At 71.0% G+C, this 24,082-nt stretch carries 20 protein-coding genes and 3 pseudogenes; 12 read left to right on the forward strand and 11 right to left on the reverse strand.

Annotation, left to right across the window (positions count from 1 at the left end; genetic code table 11):
• Nucleotides 1-5: 5 nt before the first annotated feature.
• Nucleotides 6-227 (reverse strand): hypothetical protein, encoded by a 222-nt coding sequence (locus ACMXN5_RS30255; protein ID WP_439677909.1) that lies wholly within the window; start codon nucleotides 225-227, stop codon nucleotides 6-8.
• Nucleotides 228-496: 269 nt separating this feature from the next.
• Here ACMXN5_RS30255 and ACMXN5_RS30260 point away from each other — a divergent pair, with 269 nt between their 5' ends.
• Nucleotides 497-1,216 (forward strand): response regulator transcription factor, encoded by a 720-nt coding sequence (locus ACMXN5_RS30260; RefSeq protein WP_439677910.1) that lies wholly within the window; start codon nucleotides 497-499, stop codon nucleotides 1,214-1,216.
• Between the two features lie 612 nt (nucleotides 1,217-1,828).
• On the opposite strand, the gene ACMXN5_RS30265 is transcribed toward ACMXN5_RS30260, so the two are convergent.
• Nucleotides 1,829-1,975: a hypothetical protein gene (locus ACMXN5_RS30265; protein WP_439677911.1), complete on the reverse strand. Its 147-nt coding sequence runs from the start codon at nucleotides 1,973-1,975 to the stop codon at nucleotides 1,829-1,831.
• Between the two features lie 51 nt (nucleotides 1,976-2,026).
• On the opposite strand from ACMXN5_RS30265, the pseudogene ACMXN5_RS30270 reads away from it, so the two are divergent.
• Nucleotides 2,027-2,359, forward strand: a pseudogene (locus tag ACMXN5_RS30270) (nitrilase-related carbon-nitrogen hydrolase); the annotation flags it as partial.
• Nucleotides 2,360-2,432: 73 nt separating this feature from the next.
• On the opposite strand, the gene ACMXN5_RS30275 reads toward ACMXN5_RS30270, so the two are convergent.
• The 3 genes from ACMXN5_RS30275 to ACMXN5_RS30285 all read right to left on the reverse strand — a co-directional run bounded on the left by ACMXN5_RS30275 (nucleotide 2,433) and on the right by ACMXN5_RS30285 (nucleotide 4,352).
• On the reverse strand, nucleotides 2,433-3,062 hold the full coding sequence (locus tag ACMXN5_RS30275; protein ID WP_439677912.1) for a hypothetical protein: 630 nt from the start codon (nucleotides 3,060-3,062) through the stop codon (nucleotides 2,433-2,435).
• Nucleotides 3,063-3,078: 16 nt separating this feature from the next.
• Nucleotides 3,079-3,231 (reverse strand): hypothetical protein, encoded by a 153-nt coding sequence (locus tag ACMXN5_RS30280; protein WP_439677913.1) that lies wholly within the window; start codon nucleotides 3,229-3,231, stop codon nucleotides 3,079-3,081.
• A gap of 80 nt (nucleotides 3,232-3,311) precedes the next feature.
• Complete coding sequence (locus ACMXN5_RS30285) at nucleotides 3,312-4,352, reverse strand: CU044_5270 family protein (RefSeq protein WP_439677914.1); 1,041 nt, start codon at nucleotides 4,350-4,352, stop codon at nucleotides 3,312-3,314.
• 1,174 nt (nucleotides 4,353-5,526) lie between these two features.
• Between ACMXN5_RS30285 and ACMXN5_RS30290 the strand changes: the two genes are divergently transcribed.
• The 5 genes and pseudogenes from ACMXN5_RS30290 (at nucleotide 5,527) to ACMXN5_RS30310 (ending at nucleotide 9,206) form a co-directional block, all read left to right on the forward strand.
• Nucleotides 5,527-6,492: an alpha/beta hydrolase gene (locus tag ACMXN5_RS30290; RefSeq protein WP_439677915.1), complete on the forward strand. Its 966-nt coding sequence runs from the start codon at nucleotides 5,527-5,529 to the stop codon at nucleotides 6,490-6,492.
• Between the two features lie 813 nt (nucleotides 6,493-7,305).
• Nucleotides 7,306-7,917 carry a TetR-like C-terminal domain-containing protein gene (locus ACMXN5_RS30295; protein ID WP_439677916.1) on the forward strand — a complete coding sequence of 204 codons (612 nt, stop codon included), beginning with the start codon at nucleotides 7,306-7,308 and terminating at the stop codon, nucleotides 7,915-7,917.
• 66 nt (nucleotides 7,918-7,983) lie between these two features.
• Nucleotides 7,984-8,127 (forward strand): annotated as a pseudogene (locus ACMXN5_RS30300) (transposase); the annotation flags it as partial.
• 58 nt (nucleotides 8,128-8,185) lie between these two features.
• Nucleotides 8,186-8,431, forward strand: a complete 246-nt coding sequence (locus tag ACMXN5_RS30305) for a hypothetical protein (protein WP_439678127.1) — start codon at nucleotides 8,186-8,188, stop codon at nucleotides 8,429-8,431.
• A gap of 523 nt (nucleotides 8,432-8,954) precedes the next feature.
• The gene (locus ACMXN5_RS30310) at nucleotides 8,955-9,206 is read left to right on the forward strand and encodes a hypothetical protein (protein ID WP_439677917.1); all 252 of its coding nucleotides are present in this window, start codon (nucleotides 8,955-8,957) and stop codon (nucleotides 9,204-9,206) included.
• Nucleotides 9,207-9,637: 431 nt separating this feature from the next.
• Here the strand turns inward: ACMXN5_RS30310 and ACMXN5_RS30315 are convergent, their stop codons facing one another.
• The 4 genes from ACMXN5_RS30315 to ACMXN5_RS30330 form a co-directional block, all read right to left on the reverse strand.
• Nucleotides 9,638-10,708 carry a TniB family NTP-binding protein gene (locus ACMXN5_RS30315; RefSeq protein WP_439673363.1) on the reverse strand — a complete coding sequence of 357 codons (1,071 nt, stop codon included), beginning with the start codon at nucleotides 10,706-10,708 and terminating at the stop codon, nucleotides 9,638-9,640.
• A gap of 71 nt (nucleotides 10,709-10,779) precedes the next feature.
• A complete protein-coding gene (locus tag ACMXN5_RS30320) occupies nucleotides 10,780-13,083 on the reverse strand; it encodes a Mu transposase C-terminal domain-containing protein (protein WP_439673362.1) in 2,304 nt (767 codons plus the stop codon).
• Complete coding sequence (locus tag ACMXN5_RS30325) at nucleotides 13,080-13,811, reverse strand: TnsA-like heteromeric transposase endonuclease subunit (protein WP_439673361.1); 732 nt, start codon at nucleotides 13,809-13,811, stop codon at nucleotides 13,080-13,082. Before ACMXN5_RS30325 ends, ACMXN5_RS30320 begins: the two co-directional genes overlap by 4 nt.
• Before the next feature lie 273 nt (nucleotides 13,812-14,084).
• Nucleotides 14,085-15,167 carry a TniQ family protein gene (locus ACMXN5_RS30330; protein ID WP_439673360.1) on the reverse strand — a complete coding sequence of 361 codons (1,083 nt, stop codon included), beginning with the start codon at nucleotides 15,165-15,167 and terminating at the stop codon, nucleotides 14,085-14,087.
• A gap of 160 nt (nucleotides 15,168-15,327) precedes the next feature.
• Between ACMXN5_RS30330 and ACMXN5_RS30335 the strand changes: the two genes are divergently transcribed.
• From ACMXN5_RS30335 to ACMXN5_RS30350, 4 genes and pseudogenes are all read left to right on the forward strand, one after another.
• Nucleotides 15,328-17,727, forward strand: coding sequence for a Helicase associated domain protein (locus ACMXN5_RS30335; protein ID WP_439673359.1), 2,400 nt, complete (start codon nucleotides 15,328-15,330; stop codon nucleotides 17,725-17,727).
• Nucleotides 17,728-17,767: 40 nt separating this feature from the next.
• Nucleotides 17,768-18,958: a hypothetical protein gene (locus ACMXN5_RS30340; RefSeq protein WP_439673358.1), complete on the forward strand. Its 1,191-nt coding sequence runs from the start codon at nucleotides 17,768-17,770 to the stop codon at nucleotides 18,956-18,958.
• A gap of 382 nt (nucleotides 18,959-19,340) precedes the next feature.
• A complete protein-coding gene (locus tag ACMXN5_RS30345; protein WP_439673357.1) occupies nucleotides 19,341-19,985 on the forward strand; it encodes a hypothetical protein in 645 nt (214 codons plus the stop codon).
• 166 nt (nucleotides 19,986-20,151) lie between these two features.
• A pseudogene (locus ACMXN5_RS30350) lies at nucleotides 20,152-21,430 on the forward strand (IS256 family transposase).
• A gap of 354 nt (nucleotides 21,431-21,784) precedes the next feature.
• Here ACMXN5_RS30350 and ACMXN5_RS30355 read toward each other — a convergent pair.
• The gene (locus ACMXN5_RS30355; RefSeq protein WP_439673355.1) at nucleotides 21,785-22,123 is read right to left on the reverse strand and encodes a hypothetical protein; all 339 of its coding nucleotides are present in this window, start codon (nucleotides 22,121-22,123) and stop codon (nucleotides 21,785-21,787) included.
• Nucleotides 22,124-22,153: 30 nt separating this feature from the next.
• On the opposite strand from ACMXN5_RS30355, the gene ACMXN5_RS30360 reads away from it, so the two are divergent.
• Complete coding sequence (locus ACMXN5_RS30360) at nucleotides 22,154-23,224, forward strand: nucleotide kinase domain-containing protein (RefSeq protein ID WP_439673354.1); 1,071 nt, start codon at nucleotides 22,154-22,156, stop codon at nucleotides 23,222-23,224.
• A gap of 3 nt (nucleotides 23,225-23,227) precedes the next feature.
• On the opposite strand, the gene ACMXN5_RS30365 is transcribed toward ACMXN5_RS30360, so the two are convergent.
• Complete coding sequence (locus ACMXN5_RS30365) at nucleotides 23,228-24,049, reverse strand: hypothetical protein (protein WP_439673353.1); 822 nt, start codon at nucleotides 24,047-24,049, stop codon at nucleotides 23,228-23,230.
• Nucleotides 24,050-24,082 lie beyond the last annotated feature (33 nt).

Below are 24,082 nucleotides of genomic sequence, written 5' to 3' on the forward strand. Positions count from 1 at the left end.
TCGAATCAGCAGGGGTTCATCGGCGTGGGGTGCGCATCGTGCGTGTGCCGAAGCTTGTCGACCAAGTTGTCCGCGTGTTCGGCGGCCACGTGCAGCGCTTGCGGTGCTTGCACAGCGTCGGCCGTGCTGTCGCGGGGGCGCGAATTCGGCTCCTGAGCCGCAATCGGCGGCAGCATCAAAATGGCCACCACAGCCGCGGCCAGAACCGCCGGCGCGATGAGTCGCATCTGCCCTCCACGCCGAGCACGCGGCGAACTCGAACGGGTGATCACTGCCTTTTCTCTCTCCGACGTCACACAACCGCGGCCCGGTCCGGCCACCCTCACCGGCAGCCAACCACCCGGCGGCTGAGAAGATGCTGAGAAGGCAAACGCCCCGGGACGACACGGACGCACGCACCGTTGCCCTGTCTCAGCGTCTTCTTGGGTTCGAGATGATGTGCTCGCTGCACGGTCGGCGGTCCCGGCGGCCGGTGCGCGGGCGGCGGAGGTATCGGGTGCGGGTGCTGTTGGTGGAAGACGAGGTGCGGTTGGCGGAGACCGTGCGGCTGGGGCTGGTCGACGCGGGCTTCAACGTCGAGGTGGTCCACACGGGGACGGACGGCCTGTGGGCCGCGACCGAGAACACCTACGACGTGATCGTGCTCGACATCATGCTGCCGGGCATGAGCGGCTACCGGGTGTGTGAACGGCTGCGCGCGGCGGACGTGTGGACCCCGGTACTGATGCTGACCGCGAAGGACGGCGAATACGACCAGGCGGACGCGTTCGACCTGGGGGCGGACGACTACCTCACCAAGCCGTTCAGCTTCGTGGTCCTCATCGCGCGCCTGCGCGCGCTGGTGCGCCGGGGAGCGCCGGTGCGACCGGCCGTGCTCGAAGTGGGCGGCCTGACCCTGGACCCCGCGCGCCGCCGCGTCGAGTTCGAGGGCGAGGAGGCACAGCTGACCCCACGGGAGTTCGCGCTGCTGGAGTTCCTGATGCGTCGGGCCGGCGACGCGCTGTCGAAGACGGAGATCCTGGCGAACGTGTGGGACGCGCACTACGAGGGGCCCGCGAACGTGGTCGAGGTGTATGTCGGCTACCTCCGGCGCAAGATCGGCGGCGAAGGTCGCGACCCGGGCGCGGGTTCCGCCGGCGCGTCGGGCGCGCCCGGCCGGCGGCCCGTGATCGAGACGGTGCGCGGGGTCGGGTACAGGCTGGTCGTTACCGATTGATTCGCGGTGGCGGCCACGATCGTCCAGGGACAGGCCGATGCCCTGGCCGGTGCCGCTGGTGCTCCGGTCGAACAGGCCGGCCGGATCGAGGGTGGGCGTTCCCTCGCCGCGGATGTCGACGGCCACCGCGGCGCCGAGTTCGCGCAGCGTGACGCGTACCGTGCCGCTTCCGTACTCTCGCACGTTGTCCAGGAGGACGTCGAGGATCTGCTCGGTTGCGCGCGCCCCTGGCCTGCACCCTCAGCGAGCACTCGCACGTTCACCGCACGGGTCGGATGTCGCACCCCGAGGAGGACCCCCGTTCCGGTGGCCGGGCCGCCGGTGTTCCGCACGCCCGGAACACGCCCCGGGTTCACCCCGGCGACACGGGGAAGTGGTCGACCCGGGAGCCGGCCGAGGGCGCCGGCGGTCGGCTCGCGGCGACAGGCACGGCCTCGACCGTGTTCACCCGGCTGATCCCGGTCCCGGTGCCGTCGACCATGGCGGGACAGCGCGATGGCGAAGGCGCGCCGCCGTGAAGCGCGCCGGGTACATGGTGGCGCGATCGTCCTCGTGGCGGGGCGTCCGGACCGGATCGCCGCCGCACGCTATCGGGTTGGTACGGATGGTCTGTCAGCCGCGGGCGTGGGTCTGTGCGAGGACGCTCGGCAGCGTTGTCCACTCGGCGGTGACGATGCTTGCGTGGGATTCGGCGAGCAGTGCGGTACGCGCGTCGGCTTGGCGGGCGGTCGGGTGGGTTCGGCCGATCGCGGACCGCAAGACCCACCTGTACGGGTCCGCAGGCGCCACAACTACTCCTTCGGGTAGGACCTGCCGCCCGTCGTCAGCCTCAATGGCATCGTGGCGGGCGTCCTCAACTGCCACGAGTGCGAGTTCCCACCCCTGTACCAGTTCCTGGCCGAACAGGGCGCGCAGGTCGTGATCGGGCAGGCCGCCGCCAACGGGCACTTCCGCCTGGCCGACGGCACCATGAGCCAGGTCCCCTACCAGGACGCCACCCGCCCCGTCATCCCCGCCATGGCCTGCATGTGGCGCCTGTTCATCGCGTACGCCAATCGCCGCGGTTGGGAACAGGTCCCCGCCGGCGCCTGGCGGTACCAGGGCACCTCCGGCATCTGGGCCCCCGACGGCGAACCCTTTGTCGCAGCCACTGCCGAAGATCGCCGGCACGACTGCCTGTTCATCGCCGACCGTCTTCCGGCCGCCGTCCCGCCCTTCAGTCCGGAAGGCCACCACCCCATCGACAGACCTGATACGCCGCGGGAAGCGCGCCGGCGGCGAGGAACATCGCCACGACGGCGCGCCGTCCCGATCCCGACACCAAAGCCAGGGCGATCAGGAACACCAGTGCGGTCGCGACCAGTTCGGGCCGGATCAGGAAGCCGAGCCCGAACACCGCCGCTACGCCGAGGCGATGTCGGGTCGTCCACGCCCGGGGATCGCCTGCGATCAGCAACCGCCACGACAGGCCGATCCAGGCGACGAGCAGGCCGGTTTCGAGTCCGGACGTGGCGAAGTCCCAGGCCGGGGGCAGTGCGACCAGGACGAGGGCGCCGGCGGGGACGAGGATCCGGCCGGTCTCCGCGCGCAGTAGTCGACGGGTGCCCGACAGGGCGAGCCGCGACCCGGCGACCGACAGGGCCAGGCCCGCGTAGACGGCGACGCGGGCCGGATCGCCCGGGGCGAACGCGTCGAGCAGCACCAGCAGCCACTGACACAACGTGCCGGTCGACGTCTCCACGCGCTCGCCGGGGCTGTACACCGGACCGTTGCCGGCGAGGATCTGCCGGGCCGCGCGTACGTAGATCAGCCCGTCGTCGGTGATCCACCGCCGGTGCCACCCCATGCCGGCCAGGCCAGGATCAGCACCGGAAGGGCCATGGCGAGATGGTCGAGGACCTGTGTCCGGAGCGGATCCGATCACGGAAGTGCCGCTTGCCCAGGGCGGCTTCCGGCCCTGCGGCGGTGTCCGGAAGCGCGTCGGGCGCGAGTGTGGGCGTGGTGGTGCCGGTCATGTCGTCCTTGCGTTCCGGTGCGGTCGGTGATCGTGTGTCCCGTTGCTCTTGTGGCTCTCCGCGCGGTTGTGCGGGCGCCGTCACGATCGAGGCTTCGGGGCGATCGAGAACGTGTGCGAACCGTTGATCCCGGCCGTTGGGTCTGCCGGCATGGTGTCGATGATGTCGCGTTTGAGTACGGTTGATGTCCACACGACCGTCCCGATCGGGTGGTTCTCGTCGGGGTGGGTCAGCACTCCGCGTGAGCCGAGGAGGAGGCGACTTGTGGGGTCGAGGACCAGTTCCGTGCGCACACCGCCGCGCGGGTCGGTACGGGCCGGCCCGATGCCGTGCCGCCCGCGTGCATCGACGGCGTCGTCGGTGCGTTCCACGCCCGTGAGCCGGGACGCGGCCTCGAACAGCGCGGTGGGCATGCCCGGGGGCAGGACACCCCGGGAGAGGACGCTCGCGATCTCGCGGAACGCCTCCTGATCGATCTCTCCCGGCGTGTCCGCGTTGCGCTGCCGGATCGCCGCCGTCAGGGCGTCCGGAGTCGGGACCGATGCGGCCGGTTCGAGGTAGTTCCAGCGCAGCGGTGGATCGCTGACCGACAACCCGTGCAACCCTGCCCCGGGTTCGTCGATGAAGACGCGGCGCCCGTCCTGGGACACCCACTCCTTGCGGATGTGTGGCGGAATACGCCGTGGCGATGCATCGGAGTCGGGCCACGAAGAGGATTCGGACTCGGTATAGAGGACCTGCCCCGGGCGGGGAATCGTCGGCGCGGTGGCCGAGTCGGCCCGGATCGTGGGCGTGCGGCCCGGTCCGGACGCGCCGGAGCCGGGAGTGCCGAGGAGGGCAACGGCCGTCACGACCGCGAGGACCGCGCCGGCCGCGCCGAGCGGAGCCACGAACCTGGGCACTCGGCGCCCGAGTGCGGGCCGTCGGGTGGTGGAGCGGGCGAGGTCCTCGGTGATCTCGCGCATCAGGTGCTCCTCGAGCAGTCTCCGCCGCTCGGAGGTGGGCCGTGCATCGTGTGCCGGCGCGGCTTCGATCGCATTGTCGCCGGGGTTGGTCACGTCGGTGGGTTCGGCGGCCTCGGCGCAGGAGGGTGTGCCGGGCGGGCGGGGCGGGTGCGTCATGGGGCCGACTCCCGGAGAATCGTACGGACGGAGGGGGTGACGCGGTCGCCACGCCGGGTGGGTCGAAGGTGCCTCGCATCGCCCGCAGTTCCCCCTCGGCCGGCCCACGCGGTCGGGCCCGGGCACGGGAGAGGCGGGAGCGCACGGTGCCCACCGGCAGGTCGAGCGCCGATGCGATCCCGAACCGGCGGGCCGGTGACGACAGCCGACCTCCCGGCGCACGAAACTGACCTGCGTCACGGGAACCCGTCGAGGGCTGCGGACACGGTTCGGGGGCTGCATCGACTCTCGGAGTGCTGGGCGATCGACTCCGGCGACGACGACTCCGACAGCGTCGGCGAGGCCCTGGTCGCGATCAACGTGTGGTGTGCGGGGTCGACGGGATCACGGACACCCGCCTTCGTGCCGAACTCCGGGCCGCCTGTGGAGGGTTCGAGCCGCGCACCATGAGCACATCGGGTCGATTCCGGGCTGCATGGCCCGAATCCGTCAGCCGTGCCTCGGGGCCGGAACCGGTACTCGACGTCGCCGACCTGACGGCCGGACGGGCTTCTCGCGGTGCCGGTGCCGATGCCGGTGCGGTCTCGGGTCCGGCAGTCCGGTCCGGGGCGATCTCGCCGGCCAGTCGCCGCCGGTCCCGGCGTTCGCGTGCCCGGCCGTGGCGGGAGGGGGAATGGACGCGGTCCGCAGCGGGCCCCGGTGAACGACGTCCGGCCCCACTGCGACGACGCACCGACTGTGTGCCCTGTGCCGCACTGGGGAGTGGGCGGGAACCTCGGGACTACTAATACGAGAGAACTAGCGTTAGTGTGGGCGCCGGGCCGGAAGTGCGTGCCACGCCGTACCCCGAAACTTCGCGAACGCACACGTCTCGAGCGAGGTTGGGCCCTTCGACGCCCGGGATGATCGTGTTCACACCTGGCACACCGATGCACGACAAGACACACGCGGGGCTCGAGGGCGTGGACGGTGCGGTCTCATCCGGTGATTCTTCACGGCTCCCGAGTTCTTCCGAGGGCTCGTCCACGGCTACGACATGCGGCACGCGCCGTGGCTGGATCGACGCTCGGAGCACGCGGATATCCCGGCCCCGGGGCGCGTACTGCCACCGACGCCCGGCGCCGTCCGACCATCGCACGTTGATCACGGCCACATCTGTCGAAAGGAAGCGCGGATGCGCCAGGACATCGAGTTCGACTCCGACGGCACGACGCTTCGGGGCTGGCTCTACATTCCCGAATCCGGAGCGGCTCCGCACCCCGCGGTCGTGGTGACGCACGGATTGGGCGCGGTAAAGGAGCAGTACACCGACACCATCGCCGAGCATCTGGCGAGTGCCGGCATCGCGGTGATTCTGTACGACCATCCCTCCTTCGGGGCGAGCGACGGCCTGCCGCGCCAGGAGGCGGACCCGGCCGCGCAGATACAGGGATACCGAAACGCCATCACCTTCCTGCAGTCCCGGTCCGAGATCGACTCGGACCGGATCGGTGTGTTCGGCTCCAGCTTCTCCGGTGGCCATGTCCTGGTCGTCGGTGCCATCGACCGTCGGGTGAAGTGCGTGTACGCGCAGGTCCCGGTCATCAGCGGTGGGACGACCCTGTCCCGATTCATCAACTCCGAGGCCATGCGCGAGATTCGGCGCATGTTCGACCAGGACCGCCTGGCGCGCTTCCAAGGCGCGGAGCCCGGTGTCATCCCGCTGATCACCGAGGATCCGACCGCGATGGCCGCGATGGCGGACCGCGAAACCTACGCGTGGTACCAGTCCATCGAACCCGAACGCCTCGCCACGTGGCGCAACGAGATCACCGTGCGCTCGATCGAGCTGCTGTCGGGATACGAACCGGGGGACTATATCCGGCGCATCTCGCCCACGCCGCTGCTCATGGTCGTCGCACAGCAGGACATTCTCACGCACAGCGACCTCGCGTTCGCGGCGTACGAACGCGCGTTGCACCCCAAGCGGCTCGCCATCCTGCCCGGTGGCCACTTCGTGGTCTACAACGAGCAGTTCGCGGAATCGCTGAGACTCATGACGTCGTTCTTCGAGGAACACCTCGCGGTCGGACCGGCACCTGTTCCCGCGCAACGGATGGCCGAGAGCGGCAGTCACCCCCGGCAGGTTCGCACCGCCTGACGCCGGCGCCTCGGAGGAATCACGAAAGCCACGCGTTGGGAGGGGCCCACCCGAGAGCGAACGTCTTCTCATGCCGCAGCAAGGGCCGGAAGCCGTACGTGGCCACCGGTATCGGGCCCCTTCCAACCTCAGTGTCCGGGTAGCCGGGACCGGGCGCCGCCCCGATCCCGCGTCCGGCCGACGCACGAAGTCGGCCGGACGCGCGGGACCTGCCGAAGTCGCCCGCAGTCGGGTCGCCATGCCCCATCACTGCCGCGGACGCGTCGCGCCACGAGGCGGAGAGCAGACGCGGCCCGCCCGCCGCGTGGGGCGCATCCGCGTGCCCGCCGGTTTCCCTACCCTGCTCGGACGCCCTCGAAGAAGAGTCCCCAAGGGCTTTTGACAGGAGCCTCATCGCGTTGAGGCGAATGTTTGGGGCAGTGCCCGGTCGCTTGTTTCGGCAGATCGGGGGTGCGTCTGTTTCGGCAGATCGGGGGTGCGTCCGGCCGACCTCCCCGCCACGGAGGACTCGTCCGAGCCCTGTGCCAAGGCGTCGAAGGATGACCGATGACCCGACGACGGACCCGACCGTCCCGTGTGACCCCCCTTTCGTCCGCGCGGTCCGCCCTTTCGTCATACGCCGGGCCGTCGACCATCCGGCCCGCCGACGATGGACCGCGTTCCGGGCGGCTAGGGTCACACGACCGAGTGGACGGCGGCCGCGGGGGTGGCCACCGTCGAACGCGGGTATCCCGCCCGTGTTCTACCGGCGAGATCGTTCGACCGTTGTGGGGTCCAGTGTCAGCGAATGAGTCGACGCACACGCCCGGATCCGTGCGCCCCGGTGGACGCACGGCGCGTACCCGTGCCGAGGTATTGAGCGCGGTATTGGCGGAACTCGGTGAGCCCGACCAAGGCGGACTCACCATGGAGAACGTGGCTCGTCGCTCCGGTGTGCACGTGGCCACCATCTATCGGCGTTGGCGCACGGTCGAGGGCTTGATCGTGGATCTCCTGACGTGGATCAGTTTCAACGAGATCCCCTTCCCCGACACCGGATCGCTGGAAGGAGACCTTCGGGCACTGTCGCGGTCCATCGTGGCCCTGTATCGGGACGACATCCGTTTTCGCACCATGATCGAGACCATCGTCGCGGGTGCCACCAGGGATTCGGCGGCGGAGCGTGCCTTGCACGACTTCTTCGCCGAGCGCAACGCCGGCGCCGCCGTGATCGTAGAACGTGCGATCGCACGCGGCGAGTTGCCCCCCGAAACCGACGGCATCGAACTCATCGCCGCGCTGGGGGCGCCGGTCTACTACCGGATGCTCGTCGTACGCCGATCACTCGATACCGCGCTCGCCGACCGCGCCGCGGCCGCCGCCCACGCCGCCGCCCTCGCCGGCGCCTTCGCAAGCACCGACCAGACCGGTGCCACGCGCCGCTAGGCCGTGTCTTCAAATGATCTTGGATGGTGGGTCATGGGCGAGTGATACGTCGCCATGAACTGTCCGATGTCTGAGTGGGAGTTCGTGCGTCCGTTGTTTCCGGTCTCGGAGCGGGGTCGGAAGCGGTTGGACGACCGAAGGGTGCTCGATGGGATCGTGGGGAAGTTTCGTACCGGCACGGCCTGGCGGGACGTGCCGGAGCGGTACGAGTCGTGGGTGCTCCACGGCCACCAGCATCGACGACCTGCTACGTCACCGACGGATCGCCGTGAGTATCCGCCGCGCGGCGCTCGCGGAGGACAACCCGCAGCGCTGCGCCCAGTGGCAGGAGCAACTGCGCCGAGTCCACGCCAACATCGCCAGAACCGATCCTCTGGTGCGCCGGCTGCCGGCCACGGCGCACGTCTACCAGATCCAATCGGCGGTCCGCGCGGCGCGCTACTGGTGCCTGTTCGGAGTCGCCCTGGTCTCGGTCGGCTCGGTGGCATTCCTCACCGTCACCGGGGACGGGTGATGTGCCCCAAGCACGTTGCCCGGGCTACCGAGGCCGGCTGGACTGTGTACCGCAGGTGAGACCGCACCGTCCTGCGCGGAGACGAGACGAGCGCCTGCGAGACCGTACCGTTGAATGACCCGTGGGCGGAGGGCGAGATCGCCTCGAGGGCGCCGGTGGATGCCCGGTCCCCGGCTCGGGGCCTCTTGTTTCGTCGCCTCGCGAGTGCGGTGGCACCGGGCCCGCGCGTAGACCGTGCGAGGCCGAAAAGATCACCATCGGCATCCGGAGTACGCGTCACGGTCACTTCCGAAGGATCTCGTCGATCCAGCCGCAGGCCGAGCCGGCACCGTGCGGGGTTCCTTTGCCCCGGGTGTCGTTCGCGTTCGTCGTCCGGGAGATCGCGTCGGCCGGTGGTGTGTGCCGTCCACCGATCTTCGTCCTCGCGCCGGCACGCTGGGGGCCATGGCGGATTCGGATTGGACGCGCGTGCCGGGGGAGAGACATCACGCTGACGCGAAGGGTGGGCGGTATCCGCCCCGCGTTGCCCGAGGCACGGCGTGAGGAGTTCGACGAGATCGTCTACGACACCCCGCCCGAGCATCCGGTGCGGCGTGTCGCCCTGGAATGGGCGTTGCCCCCGGAGACCACGAGGGCGTCGAGGAGTGTCTGCGGATATGAAGACGTCCGGGTGAGCGGACGGTTCGCGGCCCTTGCGGGCGGACGGCTCATCTCCCTGAGCAGAATGCTCAACAATCACTCGGAACGTGCGACCGACCGAGACGGCCGGTACTGATTCGGCGGCCTGTCCCGTCTCGCTGGTTTTGTCTGGTTCTGTGGCTGTGTGGTCTGTATTGCTGCTGGTGCCGTGAGATGGATGTTTCGACCTGTGGGGAGGTCGTTTTTCGGGTGTGGTGGGGGATGTCGGCTGGTCGGGGGCGGGTAAGTGGTTGATCTTGCAGGGGGAATGAGATTTCGGCGGGTGGAGCGAGACTGCCTTGTGTGTGTTCGGGTGGGCCGCGGTGGTGGTCGCGGTCGGGGTTTTGTGGGGTGTTGTGCGGGTGGGCCTGTGCGGCGTGCCGGCGGCCATGCGACGGGGCGGGCGGGGGTTGTGTCCCGGGGGCGGTCGTGGCGGGGAACCGTCGGGGCGGCGGCCCCGGGGCGGGGGTGTGCGCCGCGGCTGTGGGTGGTTGCCGCGGGCGGCCGGACGCGTGGCGGTGTGGTCGGTCAGCCGGGTGTTTCCGGTGGGGTTCCTCCGGGCGGCCCGGTGTCCTGTGGGGTGTCCTGGAGAGTGCCGGCGGGGGAGGGGTCCCGGTAGGTCGTGTCGGTTCCGAGGAACTCCGCGGCTTCGGCCAGGACGGCGGTGGTGAGGGCTTCGGTGCCGTTCTCGATGGCGATCTGTGCGGCCTGGCAGATCAGCGGGGCCAGGACGTCCATGCGTCCTTCGCTGGCCTTGTGGAGGAACGTGGCGTGGGTCAGGAGGTCGTGTCGGGTGTGGTGGTGCAGTCGTAGTTTCTCGTCGAAGCCGTCGAGGGTCCGCAGCCAGGGTTCGGGCCGGGCGCCGGTGTAGGGGACGGGGCGGACCCACAGGGTGGGGGCGGCGTTTCGGGGCAGCAGGGTTCCGGTGTCGGTGTCGGGGTCGCCGCGGGCTTCGCGCAGGACCTCGCGGGAGCCGGTGCCGCACCACAACACGGTCAGTCCCAACTCGGCGGCCAGGAAGTCGAGGAAGGCGAACGCGGGCCCGATGTCGCCGGTGCGCAACCGGTCGATGCCGTCGACCAGGAGGAGTCGGGTCTTCGCGGCCCGCAGGACGTGTACGACCGGTCCGGTCCAGTCCTTCGTCCGCTGTACCGTCTTGCCGTCCGGGTCCCTGCGGTACAGGTCCCAGCCCAGGAACACGGCGATCTGCGCGGACCAGTTGACGAGGTCGTCGCGGGTGGGCGGGGTGTTGATGCACACGACGGGGATGCGGTTGGCGTCGATGCCGTGCCACTTCTCGACGCGGCCCTGGTGGGCGCGGCCCACGACGTGGAGCAGGGTGGTCTTGCCGCTGCCCCGTTCCCCGTCGACGGCGGCGTGGGCGGGAGTCTGGGTGGTCTGTCGGTTGGCCCGCAGCAGTCGCCTGGCCACCTTCAGGCCGTGGTCGATGTCCGCGGTGGCCACCGGTCCCAGGGTGCCGTGGTAGAGCATTCGCGGGTCGTCGTCGCCGACCGGGGTGCCGGCCGGGGCGCAGTCACGCAGGTCGGGGATGGTCGCGGGGCGGTGCACGGCGGTGTCCCAGCCGATGCGCACCGTCATCCGTTCCGGTTCGGGCGGTCCGGTCGGGGCGCGACTCGGCGGGGCCGCGGTGGGTTTCGCGGGCGCGGTGCTCACGGCCCTCCCGCTTCGTCGTCGCCGGCGCTCTCGGGCGGTTTCGGGTTCGGGCCGGGCGGGTCGAGTTCTGCGATGTCCCAGTTGAGGAAGCCGATGTGGTCCGGTAGTTCGCCGGGAAGGGGCTCGGTGGGCGGTACGGGGTCGGGGAACAGGTCGGCGGCGGGGACGTCGAGGCTGCGGTAGGGGGTGATCGTGTTCGGATCGACGTCGGGGATGCCGGCGTAGGGGTCGTGGGGCGGGGTGTCCACGTCGACGTCGGGGCCTCGGAACAGCGGGGCGGGTACCCGGCGTTCGGCCGCGGGCCGGCCGCGGCGGGCGCGTTCGCGCAGTTCGCCCACCGCCCGGCAGATGGCCGCCTCGTCGCGGCGGTCGCCGCCGGCCGCGACGTGGGCGGCCCTCGCCTGCGCCCACAGGTCCTCGGTCCACGGGTCGTCGAGGAGCCTGCGGTGGACGAAGGGCACTTCCACCCAGGGGTCCTCGCCTTCTCGGGCGCGGTGGTCGAACAGCCAGGCCACCTCGGGCCGGTAGGGGTTGTAGTGCACCTCCCACCGGCCGCGCCGCCCGGGGATGCCGGACTTGCCGCGAAACGGGGCGAGTTCGGTGCCGCGGTTGTAGGTGCGGTTGTCGATGCGGAAGCCCTTGCGGTCGACCGTCACCCACACCGCGGGCAGCAGCTTGCGGTTCTGGTCCTGGGTCAGCGGCAGGGCCCGGTAGCCGCAGCGCGCGATCTGGGCGGCGTACATCTGGTTCGGGGTGAGGAGCTTGCCGGGTGTGTAGGGGCTGCGCAGGCCGCCGTGTGGGGTCTGCTGCCATTCCAGGGCGATCCACTGCGAGAACATGTCCTGGATCTGGTCGATGCGCCACAGCGGTTGCCGCTCGACGTTCTTGCCGCGCAGTTCGAGGCGGTGGGCGGTGTGGCCGGCCAGCCACTGGCCGAACCGCGTCTTGATGGTTCGCATGGCGCGTTCCACGATGGCTTTGTCGGTGGGGGTCCGGGTGCGGGCGTGCCGTACCTCGATGCCCAGTTCGGCGCAGGCCGAGGAGAACGCGCTGCCGGTGTAGGCCTTCCCGTGGTCGATTACCACGGTCCGCGGGCGGATCACCGGTCGGGCCGCGGCCCCGGCCATCCGTGGATCGGCGGCCAGCAACTCCTCGTAGGGCAGGTCGGAGCCTTCCATCAGGGTCAGTGGCGACCAGCCCGCCCGGGCCGGGACCGGGGCCAGGGCCTGCGCGAGGGCGAAGACCGCGTCCTGCGAGCGGGTGGCCCGCCCGCCGACGCGGTTGCCGTGCGGCCCGTGGCCGGAGCGCTTGGGCACGATCATCTCGCCGGCGATGGTGCGCGTGGCGACGTCGATCAGGACGGTGGCCTCGACCTGGGTGGGCCGACCGTCGTCGCCGATCGCGAGCACGTCCAGGCCGGTCGTGTCGATCTGCATCAACTCACCCGGCACCCGCGCCGCGGTGGGTGTGTACGGGGGTGGGGGCCGCTCCCGGTCGGCGCTGCGCCGCGCGGTCGACCCGGCCACGTCCTCGACGGTGACGCCCAGGCGGTGGAGGAGTCTGTAGAAGGTCGCGCGTGGCACCGTCAGACGCCGACGCTCCTTTGGGTCGCGCATCTCCGCTCGGTAGCGGCGTGCGACCCGCGCCCGGACGAGTTCCCACAGCCGCGTCACCGTGCCGGCCGATTTTCCCGCCTCGGCGTCCAGGACCTGCCACAGCACGTCCACCACGCGCGGATCGGTGCGTCCGCACGGGGACGGGGGTCGCGTCCGGCGCCGGTCGACCAGTCCCATGGGTCCGCTCCTGCGCCAGGCCCGGCACTTGCGCTCGACCGTGTGGTGCGACACGTCCCATCCCAGCGCGGACAACTGCGCCGCCTTGGCCCGGTAGCGCTCTTGCAGGGTGTGCGTCGCGGGGTCGTAGGCCGGGTGCGGAACGCCGGTGGCGGGCACGTTCGGCGCCTGCTGGTGCAGGACCTCCATCACGTGGCGCTGCCACCGCAGGGCATCGGCGCGCACCTCGACGGGCAGGGCGTCGAACTGCCCGGTGCGGCTGGAGAGTTCGGTGCGCGTCAGGGGCCGGTCCGCGCGGTCCAGCACGGCGAAGTCCTCGGCGCCCACCAGCGCGGCGAACAGGGCGGTTAATTCCGTGTCGTTTCGGTCCGCGGGCGCCAGCGAGATGCTCTCGCCCTGCCAGGAGACGACTCGCCAGACGTGCCCGCGCAGCCGGACCCGGTCGCCGAGCTCGAGACGGTCACCGCGCGCCGGCGGCGGTGCGGTGCGGACCGCGGCCGGGCTCACCGCCGGCCGCCTTCCGGGGCCGGTCGGGCGGCCCAGGCCGGCGAGGAGTCCGGCACGATGGGGGTGTCCCAGTCGACGTGGAGGCGACCACGCCAGATGAGGTGCCAGGCCAGTTCCAGCGCGACCAGGGTGGGCAGGGGACAGGCCCGCGCGCCGTCCGTGAGAGGCCGCGGCCGGGCGAAGGCGCCCAGCAGCAGCCGGGCCTGCCGTTCGTCGCGGCCCCTGGGGTCGCGGGCCGCGAAAGCCAGCTGCAGGTTCGCCAGCCGCACACCGCGCGGAGGGGACAAGGTACGGACCTGCCAGCCCGCCTGCGAGGCCGCCGCCCGCAGGATACGGACCCTCGCGTCCCAATCGGTGGCGGGGCGGTCGGGCACCACCGCCACCAGGGCGCGCACACCGGTGGTCAGGCGGGCGAGGAAGTCGGGCCGCAGCGCGTGTTCCCGGCCCCCGGCGCTCCAGCGCAGTTCGACCGGTCCGGCGGCGAACGCGCCGACGGACGGGTCCCGGTCCAGGAGCATCGCGACGTGCTGCTGTCGCAGCGAGCCCAGGGCCAGTGTCCGCCCGGTCCCCGAGACCCAGCCATCCGTGACGAAGCCGCGCCGCCCCCGATGGGCGATCGGGGGCCGCGGATGGGGGAGTTCCTCGAACGCGATGCCACCTGCCCGATCCGCGGGCACTTCGAGAGCGCGTCCGTTCTCGTCGGTGTAGGCGATGGAGATCTCCGGCACACCGGCCCCCTTTCGGGCATCTCGGCGCGGAACCGTCCCCACCAGCGTCGGCGACACCCGGCGGCCCGGGACCCGATGGCCGCGTATTCACTCCCACGGGTGACAGCGGTGCCCCGGCGCTTGCCGAACCGCCGCGCGACGCGCTACGAGCGGCGCCGGCGATCGGGGGGCGTCCGCCACACGGACAGGCGAGGCCCGCCAGGCGAGGCCCCCACGCCCGGGGCGGGGCCGGCAATCGCTCGCCGCCCGAACACAGCCCGGCCGCCGGGGCGTTCACGGTCGTGTGTGCAGGTCGCTCCACTGCCAGGGCAGGCACGTGCGTTCCCTCAGACAGGCCTGCGCCTCGTCCCGACCGTGGACGAGGCAGCGCACCGGCTCGCGTCGGCCCACCCGCACCCCGCCGTGGTCCTCGGTCCCCGAGAGGATGCGGTGGTGGCGGGCCAACCACTCCGCCACCGGTTGCTGCGCCACCCGCGGCGCCAGCGGCAACCGTCCGGCCACCGCCCGCGCCGCGCACAACAGTTCGGCTTCGGCAGCGACGTCCTGCCCGCCCTGCGCACCGCGGACCCGCTCGTGCCGCAACAGCAGCCGGGCGAGGGCGAACGCCTCGGGCGTCACGACCAGGACGGCGGTGCGCACCGCACCGGGGCCCACCCCCAGACACCGCTCGCGGCGGCGCCAACACGGCGCCTGCGGCGCGCGGCGCCACCACCATCCGGCGATCGCGAACGCGTCGGCCACCAACGCCGCCCCGGTGGGCCCGAAGCGCCGTTCCAGGCGCAGGCACCCGAGTCGGGCGGCGGTGACCTCGGGCAGCGCGGCCAGGTCGAACCAGGCCGGCCCGCCGGCGCGGACCGCGTCCGTCCACCGCCGATGCCGCAGACACACCCGCCACGGGTCCCGCGCCACCACCCACGCGCCGTCGGCTCCCCGGGAGGCGGCGCACCGGGGGCAGGCACGCACCAGCGACCCCGCCGCGGGCGTCCACGGGTAGTGCCACCGCGGTCCCTCGTCCGCCAGCAGCAGCGGATCGCGCAGGTTCGGTAGCGCCCGCTGCAGCACCTGCGCCCGGCGGCCGGTCAGCACCGCGAGCCGCTCCAGGGCCGGGCGGCTGAGGTAGACCTCCGCCAGGCACGGCTCGACCGGCGACCGCCCGATCCCACCCTCGCCCACATCCTGCAGGAGGTCCCCGACGCCGCGGCCGTTGGCCCGGGCGAACCGCGACAGGAAAGAGCCGGTGGACTCGTCCGCGACGAACCGCACCGCGAGCGGCCAACCGCGCGAGGAGCCCCACGTCCCGGCCTCCACCCACCCTCCGGCCACCGCCGCCGCCCCTTCGCGCGTTCCGCCCTCCACGGCCGGATAGCACGCCGACACCGATCGCCACCAGAGCTGTTCACTCGAACGAGCGAACCCCCGGCAGGGGCCGCCCCGCCCGTCGATTCCTCCCCCACGCTGCACTTCGACGGCGCCGCATCCGCACGGCGCCGCGCCGGCGCCGCCGGGAGGCCCCCCTTTGCCGCCACCACGCGTCCACGACCTGACCATCGAACCGCGCGGCCGCCAGCAGGACGCCATCGACGCCGCCGGCAACGCCTTCGCCCTGGGCGCCGCGCGGTGCACCCTCGTCTCGCCCTGTGGGACGGGCAAGACCCTCATCGCCCTGGGCATCGCCCACCGGCGCGCCCCCCACGGGCGAGCCCTGGTCCTGTGCCCGACCCGACCGCTGCTCCAGCAGACCGCCGGAAGCTGGTACGCCCGAGGCCGACCCGGCACCTACGTCGGCCTGTTCAGCGACGACAAGCCCGCCGACCCCGCCCTGCAGGGCCTGATGACCATGACCACCGATCCCGCCGTCCTGGCCCGAGCCGTACGCACCGCCGACGGCCCGGTCACCGTCTTCGCCACCTACGCCTCCCTCCCCAGGATCATCGAAGCCCACCTCCACCTCGCCCTGCCGCGCTGGGACATCGTCGTCGTCGACGAGGCCCACCGCACCGCGGGAGCCCTGGGCAAGCAATGGGCCGCCATCCACGACGACGACGCCGTCCCCGCCCGCCACCGCCTCTACCTCACCGCCACCCCCAGGATCTGGGACGTCACCCGCCCCCTCTCCCACGAGCCCATCGCCTCCATGGACGACCAATCCCTGTACGGGCCCGTCGTCTTCCGCTACTCCCTGGCCCAGGCCATCGAGGAGGGCCAACTCGCCGACTACCGCATCTGCGCCCCCGAGATCCACGACACCCAACTGCGCACCCTGCTCGCCGGCCGCCCCGACCACGACGACGACCCGGCCGCCGGCGGCATGCGCATCGCCGGCGCCCAACTCGCCCTGCTACGCGCCCGCGAACTGCACGGCATCAGCCGCACCGTGGTCTTCTCCCGCGCGATCAGCCATGCCGACGCCTTCGCCGACACCCTCCTGGACACCGCCCGCCACGCCGGAGGCCGCCACGCCCAGGGCCTGTGCGCGACCGCCGTCCACTCCCGCCACACACCCGCCGAGCGCCGCCGCCGCATGGACCGCTTCGCCCGCCCGCCCCGCGACCTCGCCCCCGGCCGGCACGCGACCGACCTGGAAGTGCTCTGCAACTGCCGACTGGCCATCGAGGGCGTCGACTTCCCCCTGGCCGACTCGGTCCTGTTCGCCGACCCCAAGTCCAGCACGATCGACATCGTCCAGGGCGTGGGCCGCGCGCTGCGCCTGGCCCCGGGCATGTCCAAATGCTCGACCCTGATCATCCCGGTGTTCTTCGGACCCGGCGAACACCCCCGGGACGCCACCTTCGGCACGCCCTACCACCTGCTCTACCAAGTCATGATCGCCCTGCGCGCCCACGACGAGCACCTGTTCCACCGCATCGCCCGCAACGGCCGAGAACCCCTCGAACACACCCCGCTGCCCGCACCCCACCCCGAACGCGCCGACGAGATCGCCGCCCACCTCGGGCTACGCACCATGGACCCCTCTCCCGATCTGTGGCTCCAGGGCCTGGATGCCGCCGCCCGCCACCACGCCCGCCACGGCCTACTCGACGTCGACAGCGACCACATCGACGAGAACGGCTTCCAACTGGGCTGGTGGATCGGCTATCAGCGCTCCCTCAAAGCCGCCGGCAACCTCGCCCCAGAACGCATCTGCGCCCTGGCCCAACTCGGCATGAGCTGGCCCCACTCCGCCGACAGCGCCGAGCACCACCTCGCCCTCGCCCGCGCCTGGCGCCACCGACACGGCCACCTGCTCCCCGAACCGACCGAGACCTTCCGCAAACAACCCCTGGGCGCCTGGCTCGAACACCAACGCGCCAAGCACACGGCCGGCACCCTGCCCCGCCGCTACGCCCAGGCGCTGGCCGGCATCGACCGCCACTGGAACCCCGCCTGGCCGCACGCCTGGCAGCGAATGCACGCCGCCGCCCTCGTTCGGGCCCGCGGCGGCGCCCTGGCCATCCCCCTCACCCACGCCCAGGCCGAGGCCGACGACCTGACCCGATGGCTGGACGCCCAGTTCGACGCCTTCCCCGCGCTGCGTTCGGGCCAGCGCGAGCAACTCGCCGGTCTCCTGCCCGCGGACCCCCTCGCCATCGGCCTGCGCAATCCCCGCAGTTCGGGGGAGAAGGAGTTCTGCCACCTCCTGCGCGCCGCCCGCCGGTTCCGTCGCACCCACGGTCACCTGCGCGTACCCGCCGACCACGTCGAACGCGTCCGCCGCGACCGCATCCCCCTCGGCGCCGCGATCGCCGCCCTGCGCGACCCCGACCACGTCACACGCCTGTCCCGCCCGGAACTCGACGCCCTGCAGGCACTCGGCATGGAATGGCAGCCAGGCCTCACCGCCCCCTCACCCCCGATCGAACTGCACAGCGCCCGACCGACGACGGCAAGGTCGCGACCCCGCACGCAGCCGCGCTAATTCGGGGACGATCCCGTACACACTCGGCCAGGATGGTCCCGTGCTGGATGTGAGCGTGTACGAACTCGTGTGGCCCACCGCGTTGTTCACGGCCGAGGCCGAGCGCATCTCGCGTTCGGACCACCGTCAGTGGGTCGAACGCGCACGACTGCTGTTGGGCGAGGCGTTCGCCGGCACCACGGCGGTGGGCGACTTCGACGAGGTCGGCGAATCCTCCACCATCTGGGCCGACGACGACCCCTGGTCCCCGAAACCGCCCGCGGGACAGGCGCCTCCCGCGTACACCCAACGCACCTGGCTGCGCGAGTTGATCGACCGCGCAGCCGAACTGCGCCACGCCCGCCGACCGCGCCCGTACTGGCCTCAACGCCACGGCGCCCCGTCCGACCACGCACGCCACAAGGGCGGCGAACGCCGCGAGTTCGCTCGCCTCGTCGAAGAACTCGACACCAACGGCTACCTGGTCGAGGTCTTCGGCCGGGACTGCGTCGACGACCCCGATCCGCTCCCGGACCGCTCCCGGATCCTGGACCGCCACCTCGGACACGCGAACCTGTGGCCCCTGGACCCCGACGCATGGGACGACGACGTTTTCTTCGGCCTGATCGAGGTCTTCCACGACCTGGTCTCGCGCCCCCGCAACCGCGACATGCACTCCTACTCCGGCTGCGGCTGGCACCACAAGGAGTTCAACGCCGCCCCCGGCCGCGCCCTGTACCGATGGAGGATCAACAACCTCCTCCACGACGCCGGCATCGACTACCGACTCGCCGACGAGGGCGAGGACCTCGGCCGACTGGTCGCCCTCACCGACGACGCCCGCGGCGACCTCGTCCACCGGGTCCTGAACACACCCGACCCGCGAACACGCGCGAGCACCGAGCACGCCATCGCCCTGTTCCGCGCACGCGGGGCCACCCGCGACCACAAACGCTCGGCCATCGTCGCCCTCGCCCGAATCCTCGAACAACGCCGCGACCTCATCAAGACCGAGGCCGGGAAACCCGACGACGGATTCCTCTTCGAAATCGCCAACCGATACGACCTGCGCCACGGCCGCGCCGACCAACGCGCCGACTACGACGACGCCTTCCTCGACTGGATCTTCTGGTGGTACCTCGCCACCGTCGAACTCACCGACCGGATCCTGAATAAACAACGCACCCCGCACGACGCATCCGAGTTCCCCGACCGCCTCGACCAGTGGCACGGTGACGCCCGCGCCCCGTAGCGCCCCGCTGCGCCGTCCCTTCACTCGTCACGCTTCTGCTCGGCTCAGGGGCCCACCCGGCCTCCCCACGCGTCGACGAACCGTGCAACGGGAGCGGCGAGCAAGACACGGGCTCGATGGGTGGGCTGGCGCACGTGTGCGTTCTCGGGCGGCACGACCGACCGGTCCCCGACCGATTCGACGAACATCGGCCGGGAACCTATTCCCTTGTGACGCGAGCCGGCCTGTGGCCGGCGACGCGGTCGTCACGAATCGTTCCCGGCCGCCAAAGGAGTCGCGCATCCGCTCGGGTGGCGCCGATGTCGCGAATCGCATGTGTTGTTCGTCTTCCCGGGGCTTGGTCGGAGCGGGCGGCGGGGTATGACGTGCGAGGGGGTGGGTGGTGAACGAGTTCTTGATGGGGGTGTTGTCCTCACTCGCGGCCACGGGGCTGACCGTCACACTCGCGGTGTTGTGGTCGGGACGTTTTCGTTGGTTGTTGATCCGGGCGGTAGCGCGATTGACGCGTGGTGATTTCGGTCAGACGTGGCCGACGAAGGTCGAGGCGGACGAGGATTTCCGCAGGGAGTTGGCGCGCGCTCGTCGCGTGGACCTGTTGACCGGCCGGGGAAACGAGCTGCAGCGGGATACTTTCGCTCCTCTCCTGGCGGCCGCGGGTACGACCGGGCGCCGGGTCCGGCTCCTGCTGCCGTGTACCGGAACCGGCCGGGACGCCCGCTGGACGACCGACCGCGAGGCGGAACTCGCGACGTTCGATCGCAGTCACGGCTCGGGCCTGTTGCACACTCAGATCGAGACCAACGTCGCGTTCGTGGCCCCGTACACGAGTGCGGGCACGATCGAACTCAGAAGGTTCGACGCCCCGCACATCGGGCGGGTGTGTCTGACCGAACGGGCGGCCTACTTCACGCCCTACTCGGCGCACGAGCACGGCCGACACTGCGCGGTCGTCAAGTACCCCGTGTCCTCGCCCATGTATCGGACCCTGGAACGAATCTTCGCCAAGACGTGGGAGTCGTCCACGTAAGGGATTCCACCAGCGAACTCGCGCGTGGGTGCGCCCTGTGTCGCGCCTCGGCTGGGCCGTTGGTTTCCGCGACGTGCGGTGGACCCGCCCGATCCGGCAACCGCGGGACTGTAAAACTAACGGTGGAACTTGATCATGAAAGTGACGCCGAGAGATGACTGACGTGATGTCAGAGCCTGTGCAGGACAGCCCGGTTGGAGGTGTCGTCGATGACGCTGTGGACGGCCGGTTGATCGACGAGCTGGTGGGCCGGGCCCGTGCCCAAGGTCTGGATCTGGTGGGTGAGGGTGGGCTGCTTCAGCAGCTGACCAAGCGGATCCTCGAGTCCGCTCTCGAGGGTGAGATCACCGACCACCTCGGGTATGAGAAGCACGATCCGGCCGGGGACAACAGCGGGAACTCGCGCAACGGCACCCGCGCGAAGACGGTGTTGACCGATGTGGGCCCGGTGGAGATATCGGTGCCGCGAGACCGCGAGGGGTCGTTCGAGCCGAGGATCGTCCGTAAACGGCAGCGGCGTCTGTCGGGGGTGGACGAGATGGTGATCTCGTTGTCCGCGAAAGGTCTGACCACCGGCGAGGTCCGGGCCCACCTGGCCGAGGTCTACGGGGCCGACGTGTCGCGGCAGACGATCTCCACGATCACCGACAAGGTCCTCGACGGGATGGCCGAGTGGCAGAACCGGCCGCTCGACCGCGTCTACCCGGTCGTGTTCGTGGACTGCATCAACGTGAAGGTCCGCGACGGCAAGGTCGCCAACCGGCCGATCTACGTCGCGTTGGCGGTCACCGCCGAGGGCCACCGCGACATCCTCGGCCTGTGGGCCGGCGACGGGCGCGGAAGGGGCCAAGTTCTGGCTCCACGTGCTGACCGAGATCAGGAACCGCGGCGTCGAGGACGTGCTCATGCTCGTCTGCGACGGGCTCAGAGGTCTGCCCGACAGCGTCGAGGCCGTCTGGCCGCGGACCGTGGTCCAGACCTGCGTCGTCCATCTCCTGCGGAACAGTTTTCGCTATGCCGGACGGCAGGACTGGGACAAGATCGCCAAGGCCCTGCGGCCGGTCTATCAGGCTCCGACCGAGGAGGCCGCACTCGAACGCTTCGTGGAGTTCACCGACGCCTGGGGGAAGAAGTACCCGGCGATCGTACGGCTGTGGGAGAACGCCTGGTCGGAGTTTGTACCGTTCCTGAGCTTCGACACGGAGATCCGCACGGTGATCTGCTCGACCAACGCGATCGAGTCGGTCAACGCGCGGATCCGGCGGGCGGTCAAGGCGCGCGGACACTTCCCCAACGAGCAGGCCGCCCTCAAGTGCGTCTATATGGCGATCATGTCGCTCGACCCTACCGGTCAGGGCCGCAAACGCTGGACCATGCGCTGGAAAGCAGCCCTGAACGCCTTCGACATCGCCTTCGACGGACGCCTGTCCGCCGGACGCAACTGACCACTACATCAACCCCGTTACACCGTTCGATTTACAGACCCGCAACCGCGAGTGGGGCCGGCCCGGCGGTGCGGTGTACGGGGGCGGCGAGCGGTAGAGCACGCGATGTCGTGCCCCGTTCCGCCGAGGGTGAGCCGTCTTCGACTGCCGGGGGCTCCTGTTGCGGCCGGCGCGTGGTCGTGGGGGTCGGGCCGTGTCCTCGGTGTCGTGTGGGGGGGTTGAACCCGCGTGTCGTTGCCTTCGTCGGACGCCGCGTCGAGACGCGGTGGTGGTTCACCCGTGCGGTGCGGACCGGGCGGGAACATCTGCCGCCGGCGGGCCGGTCCACGTGGCGGCGGCCGCGGGGGCGTGCGGCTACGGCGTGGGCGCGGTGGTGTCCCCGCTCGTGGTCTTGGGTCCGGTGCGGCGCACGGTGGGCAGATCGGGCCGGTCGTGGGCGGCGGTGAACGTCTCCGGGTCCAGTCGTCGATAGGCGCGCAGCGTGTCCGCGAGTTTCTTCGGGGTCGTCTCGGTGGAGGCGATCAGGGCGGCCAGCAGTTCGGACCGGTTGGTGCGCTCGCCCGCCTCGGTGGCCATGCGCACCAGAAGGTCGAGGCGGGCGTCGATCTCCTGCGGCCAGGTGAGCAGGACCTTGCGCCGCGTCCCCTGATGGACCCGCTCCACGGACCTGCCCACGGCGGCGCCCCTGTTCATCGACTATAGATTGAATATATATTCAAACGCATGCCTTCCCTGCTGGCCAGCCCCGCTGCCGAGGAACATGCTCATCGCGCCCGCGACGAGGTGGTCGTGGCGGGGCGGCGGTTGCGGCCGACGGCGGTCTTCGACACCTACTGGCGGTTCGCCGTGCTGCGCGACCGGGTGTATCGCGCCCGGGTGGCCGGCGCGCCCGCGCCGTGGACGAGCGACCCGATTCTGGCCCGTCACCGGTTCACCAACTGCTTCCGCGCGGCGGATCGCGTCAGTCAGCAGCTGATCGCGGGGGTGAGTTACCGGGGTGATCAGCGCTGGGAGGAGGTGTTCTTCCGCACGCTGTTGTTCAAGTTCTTCAACAAGGCGTCCACGTGGGAGTTGTTGGTGGGCGCGCTCGGCGGGACGCCGACGTGGGCGGACTACGACTTCGGTCGTTACGACGAAGTGTTGTCGAAGGCGTTCGCGTCCGGTGGGCGGCTGTACTCGGCGGCCTACATCACCCCGCCGCCGGCCATGGGGGAGCCGCGCAAGCACGCCAATCACCTGCGCGTGCTGGAGACGATGATGGCCACGAACGCGCCCGCGCGGGTACTGGCGGCGAAGAGCCTCCAGGAGGCGTACCGGATCCTGCTCGGCTACCCGGCGATCGGCCCGTTCCTGGCCTACCAGTACGTGATCGACCTGAACTACGCGGCCGAGATGCCCTTCGAGGAAGGCGACTTCGTCGTGCCCGGCCCGGGTGCCAAGGACGGCATCCGCAAGGCGTTCGGTGCGGCGGCGGACGGCATCGAGGCGGAGGTCATCCACTACATGACCGACACCCAGGAGGAGCACTTCGCCCGACTGGGCCTGGAACCGGTGCGGCTGGGAGGCCGCCGCCGACTCCAACTGATCGACTGCCAGAACCTGTTCTGCGAGGTCGACAAGTACGCCAGGGTCGCGCACCCCGACGTCGCCGGGATCAGCGGCCGCGCACGGATCAAGCAGGTCTACCGCGCCGACTCCGCGCCGTTGACACCGTGGTTTCCCCCGAAGTGGGGACTGGGCGGCGCCGACGCGCCCGGGACAGAGAGTGCGGCCGGAGCGTCGGCGTGCCCCTGAGCGTCAACCCTGGGGAGCGAACAGGTCTTCTTGCTGCTGCGCCCTGTTCACCCGGGCGAGGATCTCTCGAGTGCAATCCAGACGTGCCACGCCTGCCACGACCATCAGACTTCCCGGACGCAGACCCGCCTGCTCGGCGACCCAGGCGTTGAGCTTGCCGAGCGCCAGGTAGTTGCCGTAGGCGCGGTCGAACATGTAGTGGCTGCGGTAGTAGGCGACCGTGTGGACGATGCCGGCGCCGCTCTCCAGCTGGAACGAGACGTGACTCAGGCAGGGAAAGTCCAGCATCTGGGTGTCGCCCCCGAGGTCGCGGATGGGCAGGTCGGTCGGAGCCTCCTCGACCGGCGGCGGACCGTCCTCGACGTGGACGGTGCCGGCCTCGTACACCGCGTTCCAGCGACTGCTGCGGCTGAGCTGCCGTAGCCGCGCGATGAGCACACCCAACTGGTCGACCGGAGCCGTGTTCCCGTCGCGGCCGGGGTGGCCCACCAGCCGCCCGAAGTAGGTGCCGTGGACGTTGCGCCGATCGGCTTTGCGCAGCCGCTCGTACATGGCGAGATAGCGTCGGGCCAACTCGGCGTGATCCTTGCTGGAGGCAGCAAGCGCGGCGGGGAAGAGGGTGTTGATCACCGCTTCCATCGGGTACTTGTCCTTGGCGATGCGCAGGCGCTCCAACTCGGCTCGCATATCTGGATGTTCGTGCCGCGGATCGGAGATGCGCACGACGGTGTGGTAGCCCTTCGCGCCCGGGAATTCGGCCAGGCGCCCGCAGGCCCTCAGCCAGGCGGAGGACACGTCGGGAGCGTCGACGGTGAAGGTGTGCACTTTCTGTCTCCCCTCGACGGAGCACTGGCGCGC

Source organism: Embleya australiensis, assembly GCF_051903075.1.
Lineage (GTDB): Bacteria > Actinomycetota > Actinomycetes > Streptomycetales > Streptomycetaceae > Embleya.

Excerpts from the sequence above, each read along its gene's own strand:
- ACMXN5_RS30255 (WP_439677909.1), bottom strand. The coding sequence starts at position 227 with ATGCGACTCATCGCGCCGGCGGTTCTGGCCGCGGCTGTGGTGGCCATT.
- ACMXN5_RS30275 (WP_439677912.1), bottom strand. The coding sequence starts at position 3,062 with ATGGGGTGGCACCGGCGGTGGATCACCGACGACGGGCTGATCTACGTA.
- ACMXN5_RS30280 (WP_439677913.1), bottom strand. The coding sequence starts at position 3,231 with ATGACCGGCACCACCACGCCCACACTCGCGCCCGACGCGCTTCCGGAC.
- ACMXN5_RS30285 (WP_439677914.1), bottom strand. The coding sequence starts at position 4,352 with ATGACGCACCCGCCCCGCCCGCCCGGCACACCCTCCTGCGCCGAGGCC.
- ACMXN5_RS30290 (WP_439677915.1), top strand. The coding sequence starts at position 5,527 with ATGCGCCAGGACATCGAGTTCGACTCCGACGGCACGACGCTTCGGGGC.
- ACMXN5_RS30315 (WP_439673363.1), bottom strand. The coding sequence starts at position 10,708 with ATGACGGTGCGCATCGGCTGGGACACCGCCGTGCACCGCCCCGCGACC.
- ACMXN5_RS30355 (WP_439673355.1), bottom strand. The coding sequence starts at position 22,123 with ATGAACAGGGGCGCCGCCGTGGGCAGGTCCGTGGAGCGGGTCCATCAG.
- ACMXN5_RS30360 (WP_439673354.1), top strand. The coding sequence starts at position 22,154 with ATGCCTTCCCTGCTGGCCAGCCCCGCTGCCGAGGAACATGCTCATCGC.